This is a genomic window from Fundidesulfovibrio agrisoli, assembly GCF_022808715.1.
GTDB lineage: Bacteria > Desulfobacterota > Desulfovibrionia > Desulfovibrionales > Desulfovibrionaceae > Fundidesulfovibrio > Fundidesulfovibrio agrisoli.
This window is the reverse complement of sequence record NZ_JAKZKX010000018.1, coordinates 1-21,921: the sequence shown is the minus strand read 5'-3', so window position 1 is coordinate 21,921 and position 21,921 is coordinate 1. Positions and strand designations below refer to the sequence as shown.

Annotated in this window: 21 protein-coding genes; 5 read left to right on the top strand and 16 right to left on the bottom strand. The window is 68.7% G+C overall.

What is annotated here, in order from left to right; genetic code table 11:
- Positions 1-105 precede the first annotated feature (105 nt).
- The 8 genes from MLE27_RS12890 to MLE27_RS12855 all read right to left on the bottom strand — a co-directional run bounded on the left by MLE27_RS12890 (position 106) and on the right by MLE27_RS12855 (position 8,698).
- Positions 106-1,443 (bottom strand): glutamine synthetase family protein, encoded by a 1,338-nt coding sequence (locus MLE27_RS12890; protein ID WP_243312489.1) that lies wholly within the window; start codon positions 1,441-1,443, stop codon positions 106-108.
- 168 nt (positions 1,444-1,611) lie between these two features.
- A complete protein-coding gene (tsaB, locus tag MLE27_RS12885) occupies positions 1,612-2,334 on the bottom strand; it encodes a tRNA (adenosine(37)-N6)-threonylcarbamoyltransferase complex dimerization subunit type 1 TsaB (protein ID WP_243312488.1) in 723 nt (240 codons plus the stop codon).
- Positions 2,331-3,422 (bottom strand): RIP metalloprotease RseP, encoded by a 1,092-nt coding sequence (gene rseP / locus MLE27_RS12880; RefSeq protein ID WP_243312487.1) that lies wholly within the window; start codon positions 3,420-3,422, stop codon positions 2,331-2,333. Before rseP ends, tsaB begins: the two co-directional genes overlap by 4 nt.
- Positions 3,419-4,630: a 1-deoxy-D-xylulose-5-phosphate reductoisomerase gene (gene dxr, locus MLE27_RS12875; protein ID WP_243312486.1), complete on the bottom strand. Its 1,212-nt coding sequence runs from the start codon at positions 4,628-4,630 to the stop codon at positions 3,419-3,421. The genes rseP and dxr overlap by 4 nt, the downstream gene beginning before the upstream one ends.
- Positions 4,627-5,406 carry a phosphatidate cytidylyltransferase gene (locus MLE27_RS12870; protein ID WP_243312485.1) on the bottom strand — a complete coding sequence of 260 codons (780 nt, stop codon included), beginning with the start codon at positions 5,404-5,406 and terminating at the stop codon, positions 4,627-4,629. The genes dxr and MLE27_RS12870 overlap by 4 nt, the downstream gene beginning before the upstream one ends.
- Positions 5,406-5,792: a phosphoribosyl-AMP cyclohydrolase gene (gene hisI / locus MLE27_RS12865; protein WP_243312484.1), complete on the bottom strand. Its 387-nt coding sequence runs from the start codon at positions 5,790-5,792 to the stop codon at positions 5,406-5,408. Before hisI ends, MLE27_RS12870 begins: the two co-directional genes overlap by 1 nt.
- A gap of 169 nt (positions 5,793-5,961) precedes the next feature.
- The gene (locus MLE27_RS12860; RefSeq protein ID WP_243312483.1) at positions 5,962-7,410 is read right to left on the bottom strand and encodes an outer membrane homotrimeric porin; all 1,449 of its coding nucleotides are present in this window, start codon (positions 7,408-7,410) and stop codon (positions 5,962-5,964) included.
- Positions 7,397-8,698, bottom strand: a complete 1,302-nt coding sequence (locus MLE27_RS12855) for a GGDEF domain-containing protein (protein WP_243312482.1) — start codon at positions 8,696-8,698, stop codon at positions 7,397-7,399. Before MLE27_RS12855 ends, MLE27_RS12860 begins: the two co-directional genes overlap by 14 nt.
- Before the next feature lie 202 nt (positions 8,699-8,900).
- Here MLE27_RS12855 and hcp point away from each other — a divergent pair, with 202 nt between their 5' ends.
- Complete coding sequence (gene hcp / locus MLE27_RS12850) at positions 8,901-10,535, top strand: hydroxylamine reductase (protein WP_243312481.1); 1,635 nt, start codon at positions 8,901-8,903, stop codon at positions 10,533-10,535.
- Positions 10,536-10,684: 149 nt separating this feature from the next.
- Positions 10,685-11,608 carry an ADP-ribosylglycohydrolase family protein gene (locus MLE27_RS12845; protein ID WP_243312480.1) on the top strand — a complete coding sequence of 308 codons (924 nt, stop codon included), beginning with the start codon at positions 10,685-10,687 and terminating at the stop codon, positions 11,606-11,608.
- A gap of 155 nt (positions 11,609-11,763) precedes the next feature.
- Here the strand turns inward: MLE27_RS12845 and MLE27_RS12840 are convergent, their stop codons facing one another.
- From MLE27_RS12840 to MLE27_RS12805, 8 genes are all read right to left on the bottom strand, one after another.
- Complete coding sequence (locus MLE27_RS12840) at positions 11,764-12,540, bottom strand: TIGR03943 family putative permease subunit (protein ID WP_243312479.1); 777 nt, start codon at positions 12,538-12,540, stop codon at positions 11,764-11,766.
- Positions 12,537-13,508 (bottom strand): permease, encoded by a 972-nt coding sequence (locus MLE27_RS12835; protein WP_243312478.1) that lies wholly within the window; start codon positions 13,506-13,508, stop codon positions 12,537-12,539. Before MLE27_RS12835 ends, MLE27_RS12840 begins: the two co-directional genes overlap by 4 nt.
- Positions 13,509-14,024: 516 nt before the next feature.
- Entirely contained in the window at positions 14,025-14,933 is a 909-nt protein-coding gene (locus tag MLE27_RS12830) for a DUF1571 domain-containing protein (protein WP_243312477.1), read from the bottom strand.
- A gap of 338 nt (positions 14,934-15,271) precedes the next feature.
- Positions 15,272-16,327 (bottom strand): class I fructose-bisphosphate aldolase, encoded by a 1,056-nt coding sequence (locus tag MLE27_RS12825; RefSeq protein WP_243312545.1) that lies wholly within the window; start codon positions 16,325-16,327, stop codon positions 15,272-15,274.
- An 88-nt stretch (positions 16,328-16,415) separates the two neighbouring features.
- Positions 16,416-16,835, bottom strand: a complete 420-nt coding sequence (locus tag MLE27_RS12820) for a Fur family transcriptional regulator (RefSeq protein WP_243312476.1) — start codon at positions 16,833-16,835, stop codon at positions 16,416-16,418.
- Positions 16,835-17,638, bottom strand: coding sequence for a metal ABC transporter permease (locus MLE27_RS12815; RefSeq protein WP_243312475.1), 804 nt, complete (start codon positions 17,636-17,638; stop codon positions 16,835-16,837). Before MLE27_RS12815 ends, MLE27_RS12820 begins: the two co-directional genes overlap by 1 nt.
- Positions 17,635-18,414 (bottom strand): metal ABC transporter ATP-binding protein, encoded by a 780-nt coding sequence (locus MLE27_RS12810; RefSeq protein ID WP_243312474.1) that lies wholly within the window; start codon positions 18,412-18,414, stop codon positions 17,635-17,637. Before MLE27_RS12810 ends, MLE27_RS12815 begins: the two co-directional genes overlap by 4 nt.
- A 19-nt stretch (positions 18,415-18,433) precedes the next feature.
- Complete coding sequence (locus tag MLE27_RS12805) at positions 18,434-19,321, bottom strand: metal ABC transporter solute-binding protein, Zn/Mn family (RefSeq protein WP_243312473.1); 888 nt, start codon at positions 19,319-19,321, stop codon at positions 18,434-18,436.
- A gap of 224 nt (positions 19,322-19,545) precedes the next feature.
- Between MLE27_RS12805 and cbiM the strand changes: the two genes are divergently transcribed.
- Genes cbiM through MLE27_RS12790 form a run of 3 tightly spaced genes read left to right on the top strand, consistent with a single transcriptional unit; the run spans position 19,546 to position 21,575 of the window.
- Complete coding sequence (gene cbiM / locus MLE27_RS12800; protein WP_243312472.1) at positions 19,546-20,136, top strand: cobalt transporter CbiM; 591 nt, start codon at positions 19,546-19,548, stop codon at positions 20,134-20,136.
- Positions 20,137-20,865 (top strand): cobalt ECF transporter T component CbiQ, encoded by a 729-nt coding sequence (gene cbiQ / locus MLE27_RS12795; protein WP_243312471.1) that lies wholly within the window; start codon positions 20,137-20,139, stop codon positions 20,863-20,865. It abuts the gene before it with no gap.
- Positions 20,862-21,575, top strand: coding sequence for an energy-coupling factor ABC transporter ATP-binding protein (locus MLE27_RS12790; protein ID WP_243312470.1), 714 nt, complete (start codon positions 20,862-20,864; stop codon positions 21,573-21,575). Before cbiQ ends, MLE27_RS12790 begins: the two co-directional genes overlap by 4 nt.
- Positions 21,576-21,921: the final 346 nt, after the last annotated feature.

Below are 21,921 nucleotides of genomic sequence, written 5' to 3'. Positions count from 1 at the left end.
GCAGGATACCCGTGTGGGCGATGAGCGCAAGAATTCGTTTCCCGCGAGGCCATAAAAAAGGCCGCCCGTCGCCGGGCGGCCTTCGCGTTTGCGTCTGCCTGCCGTCTAGAGGATCGGCAGGTACTTCTCGATCTCCCACTCGGTGACCTGCACCCGGTAGCGGTCCCACTCGTCGGCCTTGTACTCCACCAGGGCGGAGTGCAGGTGCTCGCCGAGCACCTCCTTCATCAGGGTGGACTTCTCCAGGTGGGCCACGGCGTCGTAGAGGCTGCCGGGCAGGGCGGCGATGCCGTGCTTCTTCATCTCGCGCTCGGACATGTGGAAGATGTTGTCCTCCACGGGCTTGGCCAGCTTGTAGCCCGCCTCGATGCCCTTGAGGCCCGCGCCCAGCATGGCCGCGAAGGCCAGGTAGGGGTTGGCGGCCGGGTCGGGGCAGCGCAGCTCGATGCGGGTGGCGGCCTCCTTGCCGGGCTTGTACATGGGCACGCGGATCAGGGCCGAACGGTTGCGCTGGGCCCAGGCGATGTACACCGGGGCCTCGTAGCCGGGCACCAGGCGCTTGTAGGAGTTCACCCACTGGTTGGTGACCAGGCAGAACTCCGGCGCGTGCTTGAGCAGGCCCGCGATGTAGGCCTGGGCCTCGGTGGAGAGGTGGTTGGGGGAGGAGGCGTCGTAGAAGCAGTTCTTGGTGCCCTTGAACAGGGACTGGTGCACGTGCATGCCCGAGCCGTTCTCGCCGAAGAGGGGCTTAGGCATGAAGGTGGCGTAGCAGCCGTGCTTGCGGGCCACCTCCTTGACCACCACGCGGTAGGTCATGGCGGTGTCGGCCATGGCCATGGCCTCGTTGTAGCGCAGGTCGATTTCGTGCTGGGAGGGGGCCACCTCGTGGTGGGAGTACTCCACCGCGATGCCCATGGACTCCAGGGCGAAGATGATGTCGCGGCGCACGTCGTTGGCCAGGTCCAGGGGCGGGGCGTCGAAATAGCCGCCGCGGTCCAGGATCTTGGGCTCCGAGGAGTTGGCGAACAGGAAGAATTCGAGCTCGGGGCCAACGTAGTAGGTGTAACCCAGGTCGGCTGCCTTCTTCAGCATGCGCTTGAGCACATAGCGGGAGTCGGCCGCGAAGGGGGTTCCGTCAGGGCTCTTCACGTCGCAGAACAGGCGCGCCACGGGGCGGTCGGAGGGGCGCCAGGCCACCAGCTGGAAGGTGGTGGGGTCGGGGAAGGCCACCATGTCCGATTCGTGGATCTTGGTGAAGCCCGTGATGGAGGAGCCGTCGAAGCCCATGCCCTCGTCGAAGGCGGCCTCCAGCTCCCGGGGGGTTATCTGGAAGCTCTTGAGCATTCCCAGGATGTCGATGAACCAGAACTGGACGAAGGACACGTTGTAGTCCTTCACCGCCTTGAGCACGTCGTCAGCGTTCTTGCATTTGAACACCGCCATGCTGTTTCCTCCGTTGCGAGTGGTGTGCAGCCCGGAAAAATCGGGCTGATGGCTCAGATGCCACCCCTAACGGAAAAAACAAGCCGGTTCAAGGCGCAAGCGGGGAATTTCAGGGGGTGAATAGTCAGTCGTTCCAGAATGATCCGCAGGAAGGAGGGGGGCGTGCTTTCAGTCCGAGAGAGCGCGGTCCAGGCGGGCCTGAGCCTCCTCGGGCGTGAGGCCGCGCCCGGCGGCGATGGAGGCCAGGTTCTCCTCAGCGTCGGAGCCGCGCAGGTACAGGGCGTCCACGGGCGGGCCGGTGAAGGCGGCGGCCAAAGCGGCCTGTGCCAAGGCGGACGGGGTTGGGTCGATCAGGCCCAGGCGCAGGGCGGGGCCGAGATCCTCGAAGTGGGACGGGTTGCGGCGCAGGCCCGAACCCAGCACGGCCACCGGCCCGGCGGCGGCGCGCTGGCGGATGAGCTGCGCGGCGGCCTGTGCGGGCAGATCCTTCGGGGGGGTGAGGGGCGTGCCGCAGGGCTCGAAGCTCTGATGGTAGACCCGGGCCGTGCGCGAGTGCGTGAGCACGTGCAGCTCGCAGCCGGGGGCCTCCTCCCGGGCGCAGACGGCCAGCAGGGGCAGGTAGTCGAGCCCGGCCAGGGGCAGGGACCGGGCCAGGCACAGCCCGTGGGCGTAGGCCAGGCCCAGGCGCACCCCGGTGAAGCTGCCCGGGCCGCGCACGCAGGCCACGCCTGTAAGTTCGCCGGGGGCGGCCGCGAGCATCCGGGCGGCCTCGGGGGCCATGATCTCGTTCATGCGCCCGGGGCAGTCCTCCTCGAAGAGGCCGCGCAGGCCGCCGCCGTCCACCAGCAGGATCTGCAGGCGCTCCTCGGCGGTGTTGAGCGCCAGAATCACTTGGGCCCGCCTCCGCCGACCAGCCTGATGAGGTCGTTGGCGGTGGCCAGGAGCATCATCGCCATGAGCAGGGCGAAGCCGATCTTGGTGGTCACGGCGCGGATGCGCTCGGGCACGGGGCGGCGGAAGATGGTCTCCAGGGCGTAGAAGAGAATGTGCCCGCCGTCGAGCACGGGGATGGGCAGCAGGTTCAGGATGGCCAGGTTCACGCTTATCATGGCCGTGAGCGTGACCACGGAGGACAGGCCCTGCTCCGCGCCCTTGCCCACCAGCTCCGCGATCATGATCGGGCCGCCCAGGGAGGACACGGGCACCACGCCCATGACCAGCTTGTAGAACACCTGGCCCGTCATGGAGGTGATCTCCCAGGTCTGGTGCAGGCCCTCGCTCATGGCTTCCGCGAACCCGAGCGGGATGTTGATGGACTCCTGCGTGGAGCGGATGCCCAGGATGGGCTTGCTTATATCCTCCCCGAAGATGTTCTTCTGGGGCAGCATGTCCGGCGTGATGGTGATGGTCAGCTTGTCGGACCCGCGCTCCACGCCGAGGTACAGGGGCGCGCCATTGCTGCGCTCGACGGCTTTTTGCAGCTCCCGGAAGTAGCTGATGGGCGCGCCGTCGACGGCGTAGACAGTGTCGCCCTGCATGAGCCCGGCGCGCTCCGCCGCGCTCTGGGCCGTGACCTGGCCGATGTGGGCCGGGGTCTCGAAGCGGCCGTGGGCGTAGAACATGGAGGCGTAGAGCGCCCAGGCCAGCCCCAGGTTGAACAGCGGCCCGGCGGCAACCACCAGCATGCGCTGCCAGGAGGGCCTGCGCACGAACCACTGTTCGGGCGGGAAGCCCTCGGTGGAGTCCTCCTCGTTGTCCTGGCCCACCAGCTGCACGTAGCCGCCCAGGGGGATGAGCGAGATGCGGTATTGGGTGGAGCCCCGGCGGAAGCCGACGAGCTGCGGCCCGAAGCCCAGGGAGAAGGTGCGCACGCCCATGCCGAAGATGCGGGCCACGATGAAGTGCCCCAGCTCGTGGATGAAGATGAGCACGCCGATGACGACGACGAAGGTGAGGGCCTTGCCCAGAAAGTCTATCATGAGGTTCCCGTGAGGTATGCGGCCACCGCGCTGCGCGTGGCCCGGTCCACCTCCAAAATGGTCATGAAATCGGGATCGTCCAGCCCCGGGTGTCTGTCCAGCGCCCAGGAGACGGCCCGGGCGATGTCGGGGAAGCCGATGCTGTCCTTGAGGAAGAGCTCCACGGCCACCTCGTTGGCGGCGTTGAGCGTGACGCAGTGCCCCGGACCCGCCGCGGCCGCGTGCCGGGCCAGCTCCAGGCAGGGGAAGTCCTTGGTGCGCGGGTGGCTGAAGCTGAGCGTGCCCAGGGCGGCAAGGTCCAGCGGTTCGAGCCTGAGCGGCAGCCGCCGGGGGTAGCACAGACAGTAGGCGATGGCGATGCGCATGTCCGGCTGGCCCATCTGCGCCAGCAGCGAACCGTCGCGGTAGGCGGCCAGGGAGTGCACGATGGACTGCGGGTGCACCAGCACCTTCACGCGCTCCTGGGGCAGGCCGTAGAGCTGGCAGGCCTCGATGACCTCCAGCCCCTTGTTCATGAGCGTGGCCGAGTCGATGCTGATCTTGGCGCCCATGGACCAGTTGGGGTGCTTGAGGGCCTGGGCCGCCGTGGCCTTGGGGATGTCGGCCGCGGGCCAGTCCCGGAAGGGGCCGCCCGAGGCGGTGAGGACCAGATGGTCCACGTCCTGCCCGTCGTGCCCGGCCAGCGACTGGAACAGGGCGTTGTGCTCCGAGTCCACGGGCAGGATCACGGCCCCGGACTCGCGGCAGGCCCGGCGGATCAGGTGCCCGGCCAGCACCAGGGATTCCTTGTTGGCCAGGGCCACCACCTTGCCCGCCTCGGCGGCGGCCAGGGTGGGCGGCAGCCCGGCCGCGCCCACGATGGCCGAGAGCACCACGTCGGCGTCCTCGAGGGTGGCCAGGGTCACGTAGGCCTCGGGGCCGGAGAGAATTTCGGGAGCGTAGCCTGCGGGCAGCATGGAGCGCAGTTTCCAGGCTCCGGCCTCCTCCAGCATGGCCAGGTAGCGGGGGCGGAAGCGCGCGGCCTGGGCGGCCAGGCGCTCCACGTTGCGGCCCCCGGCCAGGGCCAGCACGGAGATTTCCTCGGGATGGTCCGCGGCCACGGCCAGGGCGGATTCCCCGATGGAGCCTGTGGAGCCCAGGACGGCGAGCCTCCTGGGGAAGCCGGGCAGGGCCTCGGCCCCCGGCAGGGAGGAGATGTAGTCGATCATATCGCTCCGAAGAGGCTGCGAGCCAGGGCGTAGACCAGGATGGCCGGGAGCATGCCGTCGATGCGGTCCAGCACGCCGCCGTGTCCGGGCAGCAGGGCTCCGGAATCCTTGACGCCCGCCGCGCGCTTCAGCGCGGATTCCATGAAGTCGCCCATTTGGGCCGCCACGGCCAGGGCCGCGCCCAGGGCCGCGAAGCACATCAGCTGGGCAGTGCCGCGCAGCGCGCCGAAGGCCAGGCACACGGCCACGGTGGAGGCCAGGCTGCCGAAGCTTCCCGCCCAGGTCTTCTTGGGGGAGACGGAAGGCCAGATCTTGGGGCCGCCGATGATGGTGCCCGCGTAATAGGCGCCCGTGTCCGAGGCCATCACGGCCAGGAGCACCAGGGCGGTCTCCGCCGGGGAGAACCCGGGCACGAACTGCAGGCTGGCCGGGATGTAGGCCAGCGAGGCCGCCAGGTACCAGCGGGGCGTGCCCTGCGCGCCGTGCCAGAGCCTGGCCAGCTCCTCCAGCCAGAAGGCCGCGGGAAGCACGGCCAGGGCGGCGGCGGGGCCGAACTCGAAGCCAAGCCAGCACATGAGCGCGCCCAGAACCAGGCTGAGCCCGCGCGCGCACGGCGGCGCGCCGGGGTACAGCGCCTGGAATTCCCAGAGCGCGGCCAGAGTGCCGGCCGTGACCAGGGCCAGCATGAGCGCTCCGCCCTGCCAGACGCACAGGGCCAGCAAGGGCAGGGCCACTGCGGCCGTTATCAGCCGGGAGCGGTGTGAGCCTGGCTTCATCAGGCGCCGGGACCGTAGACCTTTTCGGGGTCGAACACCTTGGGGGAGCACAGCACGGGCTCGCCGTCCTTGCCGACCTCGCGGAAGAAGCAGGAGCGGTAGCCCTCGTGGCAGGCCGCGCCGCCGATCTGCTCGATGAGCACGACAACGGCGTCGCGGTCGCAGTCCAGGCGGATGGACTTGACCTTCTGGGTGTGGCCGGATGTGCCGCCCTTGTGCCAGAGCTTGTTGCGGCTGCGGCTGTAGTAGTGGACCTCGCCGGTCTCCAGGGTTTTCTCCCAGGCGGCCTCGTTCATGTAGGCCAGCATGAGCACTTCGCCGGTGGCGGCGTCCTGGGCGATGGCGGGCACAAGGCCCCCGCCCTTCTCGAAATCGGGTTTGAACATGTGCGTATCCTTGTCGCGTGGCGTGGGCACTTGTAATGGCCCCCCGGATAGGGGTCAAGGCCGCCGGGTCCGGCGGGCACCGGGGGATTATCCATACAGCATAGCCGCGTTGAACCCGGCGGGCAAGGCCAGACTGGCCCAGACTGGCCCGGACTGGCCCGCGCCGGGCTCAGAACGTGTACAGCAGCCCCCAGGCCGCCTTCCAGGAATCGCGCGCGGCGTCCGTGAAGCGGCGGCCCCAGATGCTTCGCTGCAGCCCGCCCGCGTGGGCCCAGCCCGTCTCCACCACGATCTTGAGACCGTCGCACACCGCCCAGGTGTGGTCGAAGTTCACGCCGATCAGGTGCTCGTTCACGCTCAGGTGCCTGCCCATCTGGGCCATGCCGTTCTCCCCGGTGAGCTCCACGGCGCGGCGCAGGGCTTTGGGGTCGTTCGCGCCGCGCGCGTACACGGCGGTGAGCCGCGAAGTCAGCTCCGGGATGATGCTCACGGCGTCCAGGCTCGCGCCCAGGCCCCAGGCCCCGACGGGGCAGGCGTTGGTGCTCGTCGTGTTGTCGAACACCTGGCCGGTGGAGAACAGGTAGGAGGCCCCGGCGTTCCAGGTGCGCACCAGGGCGGGCATGCGCTCGGAGCCGCCCCGCACGTCCGCGTCCTCCCCGCTGGACCACCAGCCGAACAGGCGCGGGGCCATGAAGCCCAGGGCGTCGTAGGACGCGGCCGCATCCATGAAGACGCCCCGCCGCCGATTCTTGGGCGCGTCCCAGGCCCCGCCCAGGCCGGCCGCCGCGTCGGCGTACAGGCTCACCCTCTCAAGCCCCAGCTTGAAGCTCGACCCGGCCCAGAAGTAGGGCGCGCAGGACTGGCGGAAACCGGGCGTCCGCTCGAAATAGCCGATGGAGAGCATGTCCTGCCGGATGTAGCCCAGGTCCGGCGGGCCGCCCGCGCCCTGATAGGGGGTGTTGGCCCCGTTGTTGGCGAAGAGCCCGGCCATGAGCCAGGGCGTGGCCGAGATGGCCTCGCCCGTCACGGGCAGGGCGGCGAAGAACAGGTCCAAAACGTCGCGGGGGTTGGCCGCCACGTTCTCCAGGGCGTTGACGTAGCCCAGCGGACGCCCGTAGCCGAGGGTGATGGAAGCGCTCTCGCCCAGGGGGGCCTTGGCGGTGAGCGCGCCCAGCTCCGAATCCAGGACGATGCTTCCGCTGAAGGCCTCGGACTGGGGCAGGGTCACGGTCAGCTTGCCCGCCGCCGCCTCGATCCCGGTGCCGGGAACCTTGAAGAGAAGGTAGGCCTTGAAGATCTGTACGGCCACGGCCGGGTTGTCCACGGTGAGGGTGGAATTGCCCCAGGGGGTGTTCTGCACCTGGGCCCAGAGGCTGAATCCAAGGTTCTCGCCGGAGGTGAGGTCCAGGCGCAGGCGCGTGCGCTGCCAGAGGGTGAAGGCGTCCTCGGTCTGGGAGCCGTCCGCGCTCCAGCCGGTGAAGTTTCGGTTCACGAAGCTGGCCGCATAGACGTAGTGCTCGCCGCCCATGCGCACCTCCACGGCCCGGGCCGGGGCCGCGGCGGCCAGCCAGGCCAGCAGGGCTACCAAGATGAGGAAGAAGCGGCTAGGCGGGTTCACCGGCGGTGGCCACCCTGTTCCTGCCGGAGCGCTTGGCCTCGTACAGGGCCGTGTCCGCGTCGTGGAGCAGGGACTCGAAATCCTTTGGAGCCAGTTGGCCGCCCGCCACGCCGATGCTCACGGTGACGGGGATGGTCGCCCCGGCGGCCAGGGCGGGGTGGACCTCCACGGCCCGGCGCAGCCGCTCGGCCAGTTGGGCCGCCTCCTCCGGGCCGGAGTTGGGGGCCAGTATCACGAATTCCTCCCCGCCGTAGCGGGCCAGCAGGTCCGAGGCGCGCAGGTGGCGGACCAGTTCCCTTGAGATGTGGCGCAGCACTGCGTCCCCGGCGGCGTGGCCGTGCGTGTCGTTGACGCGCTTGAAGTGGTCGATGTCGATCATCAGGGCGGAGCATGGGCTGCCCGCGCGCTGGCAGAGGTCCATCGCCCGGATTCCTTCGGCCATGAGCCGGTGCCGGTTGGCCGCCCCGGTGAGCTGGTCCGTGACGGCGAGCTCCTCCAGGCGCTTCATGGAAAGGGCCAACTGCCCGGTGAGGTTCTGGAAGGCGCGGTAGAGCAGGCTGACCTCCTGCACGGCCCGGCCGGGCTGTTTGATGGGGCATCCGGGGAGGCCCTCCTCCGGCATGGTGGCCATGCAGTTCGCCAGCTCGGCAATGGGGTGGCTGATGCGCCTGGCGGCCAGCACGGCCGCGGCCACGGCCAGGGCGATGCTGCCCAGGCCCACGGCCAGCATGGTGGTGGCCATGCGCCTGTAGAGCCGGCCCGCGTTGGAGACGGCCTGCTCGCCGGACTCCTGGTTGAGGCGCTCGATGGTCTCCAGGGAGGCCATCATGGCCGCGAAGTGCTGGGCCGACCCTTTGGCCGAGATGTTGCGGGCCACCTCGGGGTGCCCGGCCAGGGTTTCGTTGAGGATGTCGCGGTGCTCCTCCTGGAAGCGGCTGCGCGATTCCAGGTAGGTGGTCAGGGCATCGCGCTCGGAGCGGGTGGCCATCAGGCCCGCCAGGCGCATCTCCGCGTTCTCGATGGCGGCGGTCACGCGGGTCATCCGCCTGGTCAGCACGGCCAGCTCGCGGTGGTCCTCGGTGAGCAGGTAGTCCATCTCCATGCGCCGGTATTCCCCCGCGAGGCGGGCCAGGGCGCTGGCCAGGCGCACGGCCGGGAGCCAGCTGCTGCTGAATTCCTCCACGCTGTCCCGCACCTTGGAGAACTGGCTCAGCCAGACAGCCTGAAAACTGGCGTTGATGCCCACAATGAGCAGAGACAAGACCAGAATGGCGTGGTAGAGTCGCATAAGTTCTCCGGTTTCCCCCTATCCAATGCCCTGGGGCGCGGGCAGCGTCAAGCACGCCGGATCGGGCGGGGGAGGCAGAAAGGAGGATAAAAATCATCTTTTTTGTCGCCGTGTGACACAGGTCACATCCGGCTTAGGGCGGTGGGCCTATATACCGCTCCAGACGACGGCAATCGCCAACCAACCCCAAGGGAGGATCAATATGTTCTGTTACCAGTGTGAGCAGACGATGCACGGCAAGGGCTGCGACAAGATCGGCGTGTGCAGCAAGGACGACACCACCTCCAACCTGCAGGACCTGCTGGTCTACGCCCTGCGCGGCCTGAGCCTCGTGGCCGAGGAAGGCCGCAAGGTCGGCGTGGTCGACGTCGAGGTCGACCGCCACGTGCCCGCCATGCTCTTCGCCACCCTGACCAACGTGGACTTCGACCCCGCCCGCTTCCAGGCCTGGATCAACCAGACCGTCTCGCTGCGCGAGGCCCTCAAAGCCAAGGTCAAGGCCGCCGGCGGCGCCATCCCCGCGCACGCCTCCGTGAGCTTCACCGCCCCGGCCGGCATGGAGGCCCTGGTCGCCGAGGCCGCCACCGGCAAGGGCGGCATGAAGGACAACCCCGACACCGACCCCGACATCGTGTCGCTGCAGCACATGGTGCTCTTCGGGCTCAAGGGCCTGGCCGCCTACGCCGACCACGCCCGCATCCTGGGTGTCGAGAACAAGGAAATCTACGACTACATCCACGAGGCCATGGCCGCCGCCACCAAGCCCGGCCTGGGCATGGACTATTGGTTCAACAGCGCCATCAAGGCCGGCCAGGTGAACCTGCTGGCCATGGAAGCCCTGGACAAGGCCAACACCGAAGCCTACGGCCACCCCACGCCCACCGCCGTGCCCCTGGGCCAGAAGGCTGGCAAGGCCATCCTGATTACCGGCCACGACCTGAAGGATCTGGAAGAGCTGCTCAAGCAGACCGAGGGCAAGAGCATCAACGTGTACACCCACGGCGAGATGCTGCCCGCCCACGGCTACCCCAAGCTCAAGCAGAAGTATCCCCACCTCTACGGGCACTTCGGCACGGCCTGGCAGAACCAGCAGAAGGAGTTCGCCCAGTTCCCCGGCGCGATCCTCTTCACCACCAACTGCCTGATGAAGCCCTCCGAGTCCTACAAGGACAACGTCTTCACCCACGGCCTGGTGGGCTTCCCCGGCGTGAAGCACGTCGACGGCTACGACTTCTCCGCCGTGATCGAGCACGCCCTGAAGCTGCCCGGCTTCGCCGCCGACGTGCCCGGCAAGCAGGTGCTCACCGGCTTCGCCCGCAACGCCGTCCTGGGCGTGGCGGACAAGGTCATCGACGCGGTGAAGTCCGGCGCCATCCGCCGCTTCTTCCTGGTGGCCGGCTGCGACGGCGCCAAGCCCGGCCGCAACTACTACACCGAGTTCGTGGAGAAGCTGCCCAAGGACACCGTGGTCCTGACCCTGGCCTGCGGCAAGTTCCGCTTCTTCGACAAGGACCTGGGCGACATCGGCGGCATCCCCCGCCTGCTGGACATGGGCCAGTGCAACGACGCCTACTCCGCCATCCAGGTAGCCATCGCCCTGGCCGGAGCCTTCAACTGCGGCGTCAACGACCTGCCGCTCTCCATGGTCCTGTCCTGGTACGAGCAGAAGGCCGTGGCCATCCTGCTCACCCTGGTGGCCCTGGGTATCAAGGACATCCGCCTCGGACCCTCCCTGCCCGCCTTCGTCACCCCCAACGTGCTGAAGGTTCTGGTGGACAAGCTGAACATCATGCCCATCACCACCCCGGATGAGGACATCAAGGCCATCCTGGGCTAACACGCAACCGCTTTCTCCTCGCCTTCCTCCACCACAAGGGGCGCGCGGCCGCATAAGCCGCGCGCCCCGACTGTTTTCGTCCCTATACACTTGCCCCGGCCCGGATGCGGGCGTAACAATGAGCGCAATCGCAACCTTGGAGGTCAGGAATGGCAGACGCGGCGCGCGCAATGGTGTTGACGAGCTTCCTCGGGGACAGCCTGGCCCTGGGCGTCCACTGGATATACGACCAGCAACTCCTGGCCGAGGTGCACGGCCGCATCGACAGGCTCAAGGCCCCCGGGCCCGACTCCTACCATCCGGGCAAGCAGGCCGGCGACTTCACCCACTACGGCGACCAGACCATGGTGCTGCTCGAATCCCTGGCGCGGGCCAAGGGCTTCGACGCCGAGGATTTCTCCCGCGCCTGGCGGGCTCACTTCGAGGGAGGCGCGCCAAGCTACGTGGACCGCGCCACCCGCAACACCTTGAACCAGCTGGTCGCGGGCTGGGAATACGGCGACGCGGGCTCCATCTCCGACGACCTGGCCGGGGCCTCGCGCATCGCCCCGCTGGTCTATCTGCTGCATGGCGACGAGGAGGCCCTGGTGGCCGCCTGCCGCCGCCAGACCACCCTGACGCACAACAACGGCAAGGTGGGCGATTCGGCCGAGTTCTTCGCCCGCACCACGGCGGCCGTTCTGGGCGGTACGCCCCCCCGCGAGGCCATGGCCCGGGCGCTGGCGGGCAGGCTGCCCGGCTCCCCGTTGCACCAGTGGTTCGCCGACGCCCAGGCCCAGCAGGGCACGGACTGCCTCACGGCAATCAACAGGTTCGGGCAGAGCTGCCATGTGGACGGGGCCTTCCAGTCCACCGTGCAGGTGATCCTGCGCCATCAGGATGCCCCGGCCGAGGCCCTGGTGGATTCCACCATGGCCGGGGGCGACTCTGCCGCGCGCAACATGCTCATCGGGATGGTCCTGGGGGCCTGGCGCGGGCTGGATGCCCTGCCCCCGCACTGGCTGGAGGCGCTCAAGGCGCGCGGCAAGATCGAAACCCTGCTCGACGCTTTGGACGCGGCCCCGAAAGCCTGAACCCGCCCTGGCGCAATCAAATGGAAAGCCCCGCGCACGGCAGTGCGCGGGGCTCGTTCGTTTCAATACTTCCGGCGGCCACGCCGGGCGGAGGGTTTCGATTCCCGCGGCGGCGGATCCCTCCGCCTTGGTCCGGGGGAAACCCATTCAGACGGCTAGTAGGCGTAGGGCTCCTGTGGGCGCCACTCGTACATCATGCCCATGCCGGGCGCCTTTTCCGCCTCGATGAGCGAAGCCGCGATCCTGTAGTCTTCGTTCACGGAGGAGAAGGCCGAGCCTCCGAGGGATTCCTCGGCCTCGGGCTTTGGGCGGTCCAGGCGGTCGAGCTTGCCGTAGGCCACCACCCAGGCCCCGTTCTCCGGAAGCTTTCCACCCTTGGGCGGGCGCACCCGGAAGCCCACGGCGGTCGAGTCCGCGTAGCAGCAGTACAGGGCCACGCGGTAGAGAACGAACTCGCCCTCGGCGTCCAGCTCCGGGGTGCGGCGCACGAAGCCGCGCACGGCGTAGTCCAGGCCGATGAGCTCCGGCTGGGGCTTGCCCACGATGTCGTAGAGCTCGCCCAGGTTGATGCGGATGTACTCCACGCCCCGCTTCTTCACGCGGGGCTCCGGGGTCGCCTCGGCCTCCCGCATGGCCTGGGGCTCCGCGCCCATCTTCTCCGCTCCTTCATGCACGGCCAGTCCGCTGACCACGCACAGGGCCAGGGTGAAGGCGAACAGCCCGGCGCGCAGCCAGGCGGCCCTGGGCGAGGGCCGCCACAACCCGTAGCCGCCCAGCAGGGCCAGGGCTCCGGCGGCGGCCCAGGTGAGGGCCTTGAAGCGCGGGTTGAGATACATCCAGTAGTCGCCCCCCAGCAGCAGCCAGGCCATGAATCCGGCCAGGCCCAGCAGGCACAGGGATTCCGCTGTCGCGGGCAGTCTGCGCGGCGTCATTGCGGCCCCCAGAGCTTCAAGGCCGCTCCCAGCAGCATGCAGGCGGAAAAGACCAGGACCATGGGCACCAGCGCCAGCAGCTTGATGACCTTGTAGCGGAAAGCCCCCTGCCACATGAGCACGAGCTTGACGTCCAGCACCGGCCCCAGGGCCAGGAAGGCCAGCCGGGCGGCCAGGGGGAAGCCCGAGAAGGAGGCGGCCACGAAGGCGTCGGCCTGGGAGCACAGGGAGAGCAGCACGGCAAGGCCCATCATGCCCACAACCGAGAGCATCAGGTCGCCCTGCATCATGCTCACGAAGCCCGCCGGGACGAAGGTCTTGAAGGCCGCCGCCACCATGGCCCCGAGAATGAGGATGCGGAACATGTCCAGGAAGTCGCCCTGGGCGTGGCGCAGGGCGTGGTCCAGCCGGGTGCGCAGGCTCGGCCCCTTGAGCGCGGAGAGCGGCGCGGCGTCGGCCAGGGAGCCGAACAGCGCCCCGGCGGGGGCGGGTTCGTCACCGCAGCCGCAGGCGGCCCCGGACGCGGCAGCGGGCAGCAGGATCTCCTCCGGAGACTTGTTGCGCAGGCTGAAGCCCACGGCGGCCGCGATCAACGCCACAAGGGCGCAGCGCAGGGCCACCACGGTCAGGTCGCCCTGGAAGGCCACGAAGGTGGAGGCCAGCACCACCGGGTTGATGACCGGCCCGGCCAGCATGAAGGTCATGGCCGTGGCCGGGGGCACGCCCTTGGCGATGAGGCGGCGCACCAGGGGCACGATGCCGCACTCGCAGCAGGGCATCATCAGCCCGAGCACGGTGCCCGCGAGAACGCCCGCCAGGGGGGAGCGGGGCATGAGCCGCTCGATCCAGTCCCTGGAGGCGAACACCTCGAACAGGCCCGAGGCCAGCGCCCCCAGAAGCAGAAACGGCGCGGCCTCCAACAGGATGGCCACGCAGATCTGGGCGAAAATCTGAAAGGATTCGTACATGGGAGGGGGCTACTCCGGGAGCCTCAGCAGGCAGCGGGAAAGACGAAGAGAACGTTCCGTATTACAATCATGGCATATCTCGTCATGCAAATCGTAGACTGGCACCAACACCGTTTCCAGGCGCGACGCGAAGCCGGATGGGATTCCAAAGGGAGGAACTCCCTTTGGCCGCCGGAGGCTTCACGGTCTCCCAGGCTCCAGCCGCAACCTCCCCGAAGCCGAACTGTCCGCTGTATTTGAAGAACATCAGCCAGTTCGGCTTCGGGGAGGCCACGGCTGGACCCGCCACAACTCACAGCCTCTGCACGGGCGCAAGCAAACAAACCGCATCCTTATCCCGGCCCCACGGTTCCGCCCGAAGTTTCATCAGGCTCGGCAGGAGGGAGGAGAAGCCTCCGGCGGCCAAAGAGGGCTCCGCCCTCTCTGGACACTCCCGCCAAAGGAACTTCGTTCCTTTGGAATCCTTTCCGGCTTCGCGTTGGGCCCGGCCCGGCGGCCGTGCGCCCGGGGCAGCCGTTAGAAGCGGTATTCCTTGTTGTCCTTGGAGAAATCCATCTCGGTCAGGCCGGAGTTGGGCTTCAGGTTCTTGTAGATGTACTCCTCCTGAAGCTCGCCCTTGTCGTCGTAGCAGGCGATGCCCACGGGCAGCAGGAACTCCTTGTCCACGTGGAAAACGATGCGCGAGGTGTAGTACTGGTGAGCCTCGCTCGAATTGAACTTGGCTTCGACCACGGTGGCGGGGCGGCCGTCGAACTGGTCGTCGCCCATCTTGACGATCTCCATGTCGCCGTTCTCGTGCGCCTTGGGGATGTTCTTGTTCATCACGTCCAGGATGAACCCGAAGCCGACCTCGGTGATGGGGTGGCGGCTCTCGCGCATGAGCGCGGAGCTCCTCGGGCTGAAGGACCAGGTGGCAAGGCCCAGCAGGCCGTCACAGCGGGCCAGCACCTTGTTGTTGTACTGCCCCTCGACGTAGAGCGCCTCTTTGGCCTCGCCCATCCATTTCATGTAGACCTTGAAGGGCTTCTGAAACTTGAGCTCGATGTGGTCGTCCCGGAACATCTTGTTGCCGACCTTCTCCTGCTTCTGGAAGGTGGCGGTGAAGTCCTTGAGGGCGGCGTAGCTCGATTTCATCCTGTCCAACAGGGCCAGCAGGGCCTTGCTGCGGTCCGGCGCGACCGTGGCTGCGGGCTTGGGGGCTTCCAAGGAGGCCTCTGGCGCGGGCGCGGCGGCCGCCTCCGCACCGTCCTGGGCGGCCCTGGCCGGAAGGGCCGCGAGCGTCAGCGCCAGGCCCAGGAGCAGCGCCGCGAGCAGCACGGACAACCGGGTGGCGGGGCAGGTCATGATTCCTTCGCGCAGGGTGCCCTCCACGGGGTGAATCCTGCCGTTGTATCGGGCACTGGTTTTCTGACAGTGCTGCTTCATGCTGTATTCCTCTGAGTGATGACGTTTCCGGAATCGGCCCGGTTACCACCGGCCGAATGCGCAAGCATTTCCTTTCCGCCCGCGTCCGGCGGTTCATGGGGCGGCCCCTATGCCGCGCCTTGCGGCGCGGGTCGTCCGGCCCGTGGGCGTGTCGCTTATGCCGGTTGCTTGAGCTTGTCCACCGGGGGCCTTCAGTAGATATAAGGCCGGAAAAATGGGCTGGCTAGCGGGAGGGGCCTGGCAGCCCCTCCCGAAGGGTGTCGCCTTAAGTCGCCGCAGGAATCGGCAGTGGACGAAACGCCTGTCAAATCAGGCTTCTGCGAAGGCGGTTCGGGCAATCAGGCCACGGTCACATCCTTGCAGAGGTAGACGTCCATGATGGCGTGCAGCAGGCGCACGCCGTCCTCCATGGGGCGCTGGAAGGCCTTGCGCCCCGAAATCAGCCCCATGCCGCCCGCGCGCTTGTTGACCACGGCGGTCATCACGGCCTCGGCCATGTCCGTGGCGCCGCCCGAAGGCCCGCCCGAGTTGATGAGCCCCATGCGTCCGGCGTAGCAGTTGAGCACCTGATAGCGGCAGAGGTCGATGGGGTGGGCGGTGGTCAGTTGCGAATAGACACGCGGGTCAGTCTTGCCGAACTTGATGGCCGTGTAGCCGCCGTTGGTGGTGGGCAGCTTCTGTTTGATGATGTCGGCCTGGATGGTCACGCCCAGGTGGTTGGCCTGGCCGGTGAGGTCGGCGGCGGTGTGGTAGTCCACGCCGTCCTTCACGAAGGCCGGGTTGCGCGTGTAGCACCAGAGGATGGTGGCCATGCCCAGCTCGTGCGCGCGGCGGAAGGCGTGGGAGACCTCCTGGATCTGCCGGGTGGATTCGGGCGCGCCGAAGTACACCGTGGCCCCCACGGCGGCGCAGCCCATGTCGAAGGCCTGCTCCACCTGGGCGAACATGATCTGGTCCGCCTTGGCGGGCAGCGAGAGCAGCTCGTTGTGGTTGAGCTTGAGGATGAAGGGGATCTTGTGGGCGTACTTGCGCGCCACGGCCCCGAGCACGCCCAGGGTGGAGGCCACGCCGTTGCAGCCCGCCTCCAGGGCCAGCTTCACGATGTTCTCCGGGTCGAAATAGATGGGGTTGGGCGCGAAGGAGGCCCCGGCGGAGTGTTCGATGCCCTGGTCCACGGGCAGGATGGACACGTAGCCCGTGCCGCCGAGCCTGCCGGAGCCCACCAGGGCCTGCAGGTTGCGCAGCACTGGCACGGAGCGGTCCGTCTGGGCGTAGATGCGGTCCACCACGTCGGGCCCGGGCAGGTGCAGGGTGTGCCTGGGAACGGCCTTGCAGACGTGATCGAGGTAGTAGGCGGCCTTCTCGCCGAGGTGTTGTGCTATGTCGTCGATCATGGGCGTCTCCTGCTGGTGGGGATTTCTGACGTCCATGTACTCCGTGGCATAGTCGCGGGCAACGAAAAACCTGCCGGCGAGGCGGCTTTCATTGGTCCGCGCCTGTGCGGCAGCGCTGGCAGGTGCCGTCCAGGCGCACGCTCACGTGGCTCACGCCGGGCACCCGGGTGCCCACGCTCACGGCGTCCTGCTCCAGGCAGTAGAGCCTGTGGCAGCTCAGGCAGTAGAAGTGGTGGTGGTCCGGGTGGGCGGGGCCGGCCGCGCAGTAGCGCACGCTGCCGTCCCCGGCCTCGTGCCGGGTGGCCAGCCCGGCCTGGAGGAGCGTCTCCAGGGTGCGGTAGAGGCTCACCTTGTCCGCCGGGGCCTCGCGGCGCAGCAGTTCGAGCAGGGCGGGCGCGCCCAGAGCCTCGCTGGCGGCCAGCAGCGTCGAGAGCACCCGCAGGCGCATGGGCGTGGCCTTGAGGCTGCCGCCCTCCAGCAGACGCGAGGGGTCGCAGGAGCCGCACATCAGGCGCGCCTTCCCTTGAGGCCCTGGCTGGCGAAGAACCACACCGTGGCCACGGCGATGATACTCGCGCCCGAGGTCAGGTCGAAGGCGTAGGAGAGGGCCAGCCCGCTCAGGCAGAACAGCACGGAGTAGAGCGCGGAGGCGGTCATCATCCCGCCCAGGGAGCGCCCGCCGCGCTCGGCCAGGTAGGGCGGGATGGTCAGCAGGGCGATCACCAGGATCAGGCCCACCACCCGGATGATCATCACGATGGACACCGCGATCATGCAGAGCATGGCCAGGTGCAGCAGCTTCACCGGCACGCCGCGCAGCCCGGCGAACTCCGGGTCGAAGCTCATGGCCAGGAAGCCCCGGTAGGCGAAGGCCACCACGGCCACCAGCAGCGTGTCCAGCCCGGCCATGAGCCACAGGTCGGACTGCGGCACCGAGAGGATGGAGCCGAAGAGGAAGCTCATCAGGTCCACGTTGTAGCCGTGGGTCAGGTCCATGAGGATGATGCCGAAGGCCATGCCCGCGGCCCAGAGCACGCCCACCACGGTGTCGGCCCGCTCCCGCTTGCCGAAGGTCACCTTGGCCATGAGCGCGGCCACGCCCAGGGAGAAGGCCACCGTCACCGGCAGCACGGGAAGGCCCAGGAAGAAGGCCAGGCCCACGCCGCCGTATGCCGCGTGGGAGATGCCCCCCGCCACGAACACCACCCGGTTGACCACCACCAGCGTGCCGATGATGCCGCAGGCCACGCTGGCCAGCAGCCCGGCCATGAGCGCGTTGCGCATGAAATCGTAGGAGAGGATGTCGATCACGGCTTGACCTCGTGCGGGGCCAGGACCCGGTGCGGTATGCCGTGGGCGATCATCTCCACGGGGCAACTGTGGGGGCCGCACTGGTACATCATGCCGAACATCTCCGGCGTGACCTCGGGCCTGGGGTGGAAGTGCACGGTGCGGTTCACGCAGGCCACGCAGCTCACGTGGCGCGAGATCACGGAGAGGTCGTGGCTGACCAGCACCACCGTGAGGGTCTTGGCCAGCTCGCCCAGCAGCTCCTGCAGGGAGGCCCGGCCCTCGGGGTCCACGCTGGCGGTGGGCTCGTCCAGCAGGAGCATCCTGGGCTCCCCGGCCAGGGCCCGGGCGATGAACACACGCTGGCGCTGCCCGCCGGAGAGGTCGGAGAGGGGCTTGTCCGCCAGATGCTCCACGCCCACGCGCTCCAGGCATTCCATGGCCTTGTCCCTGTCGCGCCGGGGCCAGCGGGGCCACCAGGAGCGGGAGTTGAGCCGCCCGAGCAACGCGGTCTGCAGCACGGAGATGGGGAAGTCGCGCCCCTGGGAGGTGAGTTGCGGCATGTAGCCCACCAGCCGGGAAGCCTGCGAGGGCTCCTGCCCCAGCACGCGCACCGTGCCCGCCGTGGGCTGCTCCAGCCCCAGCAGGAGCTTGAGCAGGGTGGTCTTGCCGCCGCCGTTTGGGCCGAGCACGGCCAGGTATTCGCCCTGGGGCACGCTCAGGTTCACCCCTTCGAGCACGGGGGAGCCGTCGTAGCCGAAGCTCAGGCCCTTGAGTTCGATGGCCGGTTCGTTCATGCGCCTGATGTCCTTCCCCTTATCTCGCGGCTTCCCGGAAAGCCTTGGCCACCTGGAGCAGGTTGGCGGCCCAGTCCTCGGCCAGGTCGTCGGCCACGGCCAGGGTGGCGCCGATGCCCTCGGCCACGGACTGCGCGGCCTTGCGCGAGAACTGGGGCTGCACGAAGACCACCTTCACGCCCTTCTTGCGGGATTCGTCGATGATCTTGCGCAGAAGACGCGGTCCCGGCTCCTTGCCGCCCACCTCGATGCCCACCTCGCGCAGGCCGTACTCCCTTGCGAAGTAGGCCCAGGCCGGGTGGAACACCAGGAAGGAGGCCCCCTCGGGCAGCCCTTGCAGGGCTTCGCGGATGGAGGCGTCCAGGGCGTCGATCTCCTGGCTCAGGGCCGCCAGGTTGGCCTCGTAGGCCTGGGCGTTGGCCGGGTCGGCCTGGGCCAGGGCGCGGGCCATGTTGGCGGCCTCCAGCTTGGCCAGGCGGGGGGAGGTCCAGGTGTGGGGGTCGGTCTCCTTGTCCGAGCCGGCGGCGTGCTGGTGCCCGGCTTCCTTGTCGTGGCCGTGCTCCTCCAGGGGCAGCAGGTCGATCCCGGCGGTGGCGTCCACCACGGTCAGCCCCTTGTTGGATGCGGCCATCCTGGGCAGCCAGACCTGCTCGAACTCCACGCCCTGGGCGAAATAGAGCCTGGCTCCGGCCACCTGGGCCATCTGGCTGGCCTTGGGCTCGAAGCTGTGCGGGTCCGCCCCGGGGGAGACCATCACGGAGACGCGGGCCAGCGGCCCGGCCAGCTTCTGGATGAAGTATTTCTGCGGAGCCACGCTGACCGCAACCTCGAGGGGCGCGGCCTGGGCGGCGACGCCCAGGAGCACGCAGGCCAGCAGGACCAGTATTCCGACAAAGGCACGAATCATCGAACTACCTCACGATGTGATGCCCGGGTAATGCAACTTGGTTGCATCGATGTCAACAGGATCGGCAGGCGCATGAAGGTTTGTCCATGCGACACGAATGTGAAATATGTATGCTTGCCCAAGCAGGCGCCACGGGGTACTGCTCACCCACCCGCGCGGCCCCCCCGCGTGGGCGGAACCAGTCCCCTGACATCGTCAGGCAAAGCCTCTCTGGACGTAACGCAATGCACATCTCCGAAGGAATTCTCTCAGCCCCCGTGCTGGCCACAGGCGCGGCCCTTGCCGCCGTGGGCCTGGGCGTGGGCATCCGCAAGCTGGAGGGTGAGGCCCTGGTGCGCACCGGCGTGCTCTCGGCCGCCTTCTTCGCCGCCAGTCTGGTGCATCTGCCCCTGGGGCCCGCCAGCGTGCACCTGATCCTCTCCGGGCTCATGGGCGCGCTCCTGGGCTGGGCGGCCTTTCCGGCAATCTTCGTGGGGCTTTTGCTCCAGGCGCTGCTCTTCCAGTTCGGCGGGCTCACGGTGCTCGGCGTGAACACCGTGGTCATGGGCCTGCCGGCGGTGCTCGCCGGGCTGGCGCTGCGCCCGCTGCTGCGCAAGGGCGGCCCGGCCTTCCCGGTGGCCGCCTTCCTGTGCGGGGCGCTGCCCATCCTGGGCAGCCTGGCGCTGCTCTACACGGCCCTGGTGGCCAGCGGCGGGGAGCTGGCCCTGTTCGCCGGGCTGTTCTTCTGGACGCACTTGGCGCTCATGGGCGTGGAGGGCGTCATCACCCTGCTCATCCTGGGCTTCATCAAGCGCCTGCGCCCGGAGTACCTCTAGGTGGTACCGGCCCCCGCTCCCGTATTGGACGGCCGCTCCAGGCTGGCCGGAGCCGTGGCCCTGTGCGTGGCGTCTGCGGTCTGCCACTCCTGGCCCGGCGCGGGCCTGGCCCTGGCCTGCGGGCTCGCCGCCCTGGCTCTGGGTTGGGACGGCCCCGGGCCGCTCCTCAAGCGCATGGCCTTCGTCAACGTTTTCTTTCTGGGGCTGCTGGCCACGGTGCCCTTCGCGGTGCCGGGCGCGCCGCTCTTCCACATTTCGGGCTGGCCCTTCAGCCGCGAGGGCCTGGCCCTGGCCGCGCTGATGACCGCCAAGGGCAACGCCATCCTGCTCATCTTCTGGGGGCTGGTGCGGCCGCTCAGCCCGGCGGAGTTCGGCGCGGCCCTCTCGGGGCTCGGCATGCCGGACAAGCTCTGTCTGATCCTGGCCCTGACCGCCCGCTACCTGGAGCTCATGCGCCGGGAGTGGGACCGGCTGCTCACCGCGGCCAGGCTGCGCGGCTTCGACCCCGGCACCAGCCGCCGGGCCTGGAGCACCTACGCCCTGCTCTTGGCACTGCTGTTCATCCGGGCCATGGACAGGGCCGGGGCCATCCACCAGGCCATGCTCTGCCGGGGCTTCGACGGGCGCTTCCGCACTCTTGGAACCAGCGGCTGGCGCGCGGCGGACACCGCCCTGTGCCTTGGCTGCACCGTTCTGGCCTGCGCGGTGCTGTTCACGGAGGCGCTATGACGCTCATCGACATCGAGGATCTGCACTGCGGCTACCCCGGCCGCGAAGTGATCACCGGCCTGAACCTGAAGCTTGCGCCGGGCGGGCGCGTGGGCCTCGCCGGGCACACCGGCTCGGGCAAGACCACCCTGCTCAAGACCATCATGGGCCTGGTGCGCCCGGTGCGCGGCACGGTGCGCGTGGACGGCGCCGCCTGTTCCGACGCTGAGGGCCTGCGCTGCGCCCGGCGCGTGCTGGGCTACCTGTTCCAGCACCCGGACGACCAGCTCTTCTGCCCCACCGTGATAGAGGACGTGGCCTTCGGCCCGCTGAACCTGGGCAGCAGCCCGCGCGAAGCCAGGGAGACGGCGGAGCATTGTCTGGAGATGGTCGGGCTGGCCGGGTTCGGCCCCAGGCTCACGCACCGGCTCTCCGGGGGGGAGAAGCGCCTGGCCTCCCTGGCCGGGGTGCTGGCCATGCGCCCCAAGGCCCTGTTGCTGGACGAGCCCACCACCGGGCTGGACCCGGAGAGCAAGGCCCGCGTGGCCGAGGTGCTCACCGGGCTGGACCTGGGGTTGCTGGTGGTCTCCCACGAGTGGGACTTCCTGCTCCAGGTGGCCACGGAGCACTACATGCTCGACCACGGGCACCTGCACGCCGTGGCGGCCTCGCCCCACACCCACGTGCACGTGCACGCGCTGGGCGACGTGCCCCACAGCCACGACGACTAGATCGGAGAGATTTTCAGGGGGGTAGGGGCCTCCGGCGGCCAAGGGGCTGCGCCCCTTGGAACCCCTTTCGGCTTCGCGGGTCATTTGCATCCGCGTCTTTTCCACACCCGTCCAGGCTGCACAGCGGCAGAAGAACAGGTCTCCACTCTCGATGGCGGGCTTCTTCAGTCGTAGTGGCTGACGACAATGCCGCCTGCCACCCTTCCCTGAATCCGGCTTTTTCATCCCACCACGGTTCGTAGCCGCGATGCGCTGGTTGGCGCCGCGCCCCGGCGGGCGCGACCTTGCGCTGGCGCTTCGCCAGAGGGCCGCAGGCCCGGCAGCTTGGGTCGCGCCGGCGGGGCGC

What these genes read in the sequence shown, in the direction of transcription:
- MLE27_RS12890 (WP_243312489.1), bottom strand. Translation starts at nt 1,443, where the DNA reads ATGGCGGTGTTCAAATGCAAGAACGCTGACGACGTGCTCAAGGCGGTG.
- rseP (WP_243312487.1), bottom strand. Translation starts at nt 3,422, where the DNA reads ATGATAGACTTTCTGGGCAAGGCCCTCACCTTCGTCGTCGTCATCGGC.
- dxr (WP_243312486.1), bottom strand. Translation starts at nt 4,630, where the DNA reads ATGATCGACTACATCTCCTCCCTGCCGGGGGCCGAGGCCCTGCCCGGC.
- MLE27_RS12870 (WP_243312485.1), bottom strand. Translation starts at nt 5,406, where the DNA reads ATGAAGCCAGGCTCACACCGCTCCCGGCTGATAACGGCCGCAGTGGCC.
- hisI (WP_243312484.1), bottom strand. Translation starts at nt 5,792, where the DNA reads ATGTTCAAACCCGATTTCGAGAAGGGCGGGGGCCTTGTGCCCGCCATC.
- MLE27_RS12855 (WP_243312482.1), bottom strand. Translation starts at nt 8,698, where the DNA reads ATGCGACTCTACCACGCCATTCTGGTCTTGTCTCTGCTCATTGTGGGC.
- hcp (WP_243312481.1), top strand. Translation starts at nt 8,901, where the DNA reads ATGTTCTGTTACCAGTGTGAGCAGACGATGCACGGCAAGGGCTGCGAC.
- MLE27_RS12845 (WP_243312480.1), top strand. Translation starts at nt 10,685, where the DNA reads ATGGCAGACGCGGCGCGCGCAATGGTGTTGACGAGCTTCCTCGGGGAC.
- MLE27_RS12840 (WP_243312479.1), bottom strand. Translation starts at nt 12,540, where the DNA reads ATGACGCCGCGCAGACTGCCCGCGACAGCGGAATCCCTGTGCCTGCTG.
- MLE27_RS12835 (WP_243312478.1), bottom strand. Translation starts at nt 13,508, where the DNA reads ATGTACGAATCCTTTCAGATTTTCGCCCAGATCTGCGTGGCCATCCTG.
- MLE27_RS12830 (WP_243312477.1), bottom strand. Translation starts at nt 14,933, where the DNA reads ATGAAGCAGCACTGTCAGAAAACCAGTGCCCGATACAACGGCAGGATT.
- MLE27_RS12825 (WP_243312545.1), bottom strand. Translation starts at nt 16,327, where the DNA reads ATGATCGACGACATAGCACAACACCTCGGCGAGAAGGCCGCCTACTAC.
- MLE27_RS12820 (WP_243312476.1), bottom strand. Translation starts at nt 16,835, where the DNA reads ATGTGCGGCTCCTGCGACCCCTCGCGTCTGCTGGAGGGCGGCAGCCTC.
- MLE27_RS12810 (WP_243312474.1), bottom strand. Translation starts at nt 18,414, where the DNA reads ATGAACGAACCGGCCATCGAACTCAAGGGCCTGAGCTTCGGCTACGAC.
- MLE27_RS12805 (WP_243312473.1), bottom strand. Translation starts at nt 19,321, where the DNA reads ATGATTCGTGCCTTTGTCGGAATACTGGTCCTGCTGGCCTGCGTGCTC.
- cbiM (WP_243312472.1), top strand. Translation starts at nt 19,546, where the DNA reads ATGCACATCTCCGAAGGAATTCTCTCAGCCCCCGTGCTGGCCACAGGC.
- MLE27_RS12790 (WP_243312470.1), top strand. Translation starts at nt 20,862, where the DNA reads ATGACGCTCATCGACATCGAGGATCTGCACTGCGGCTACCCCGGCCGC.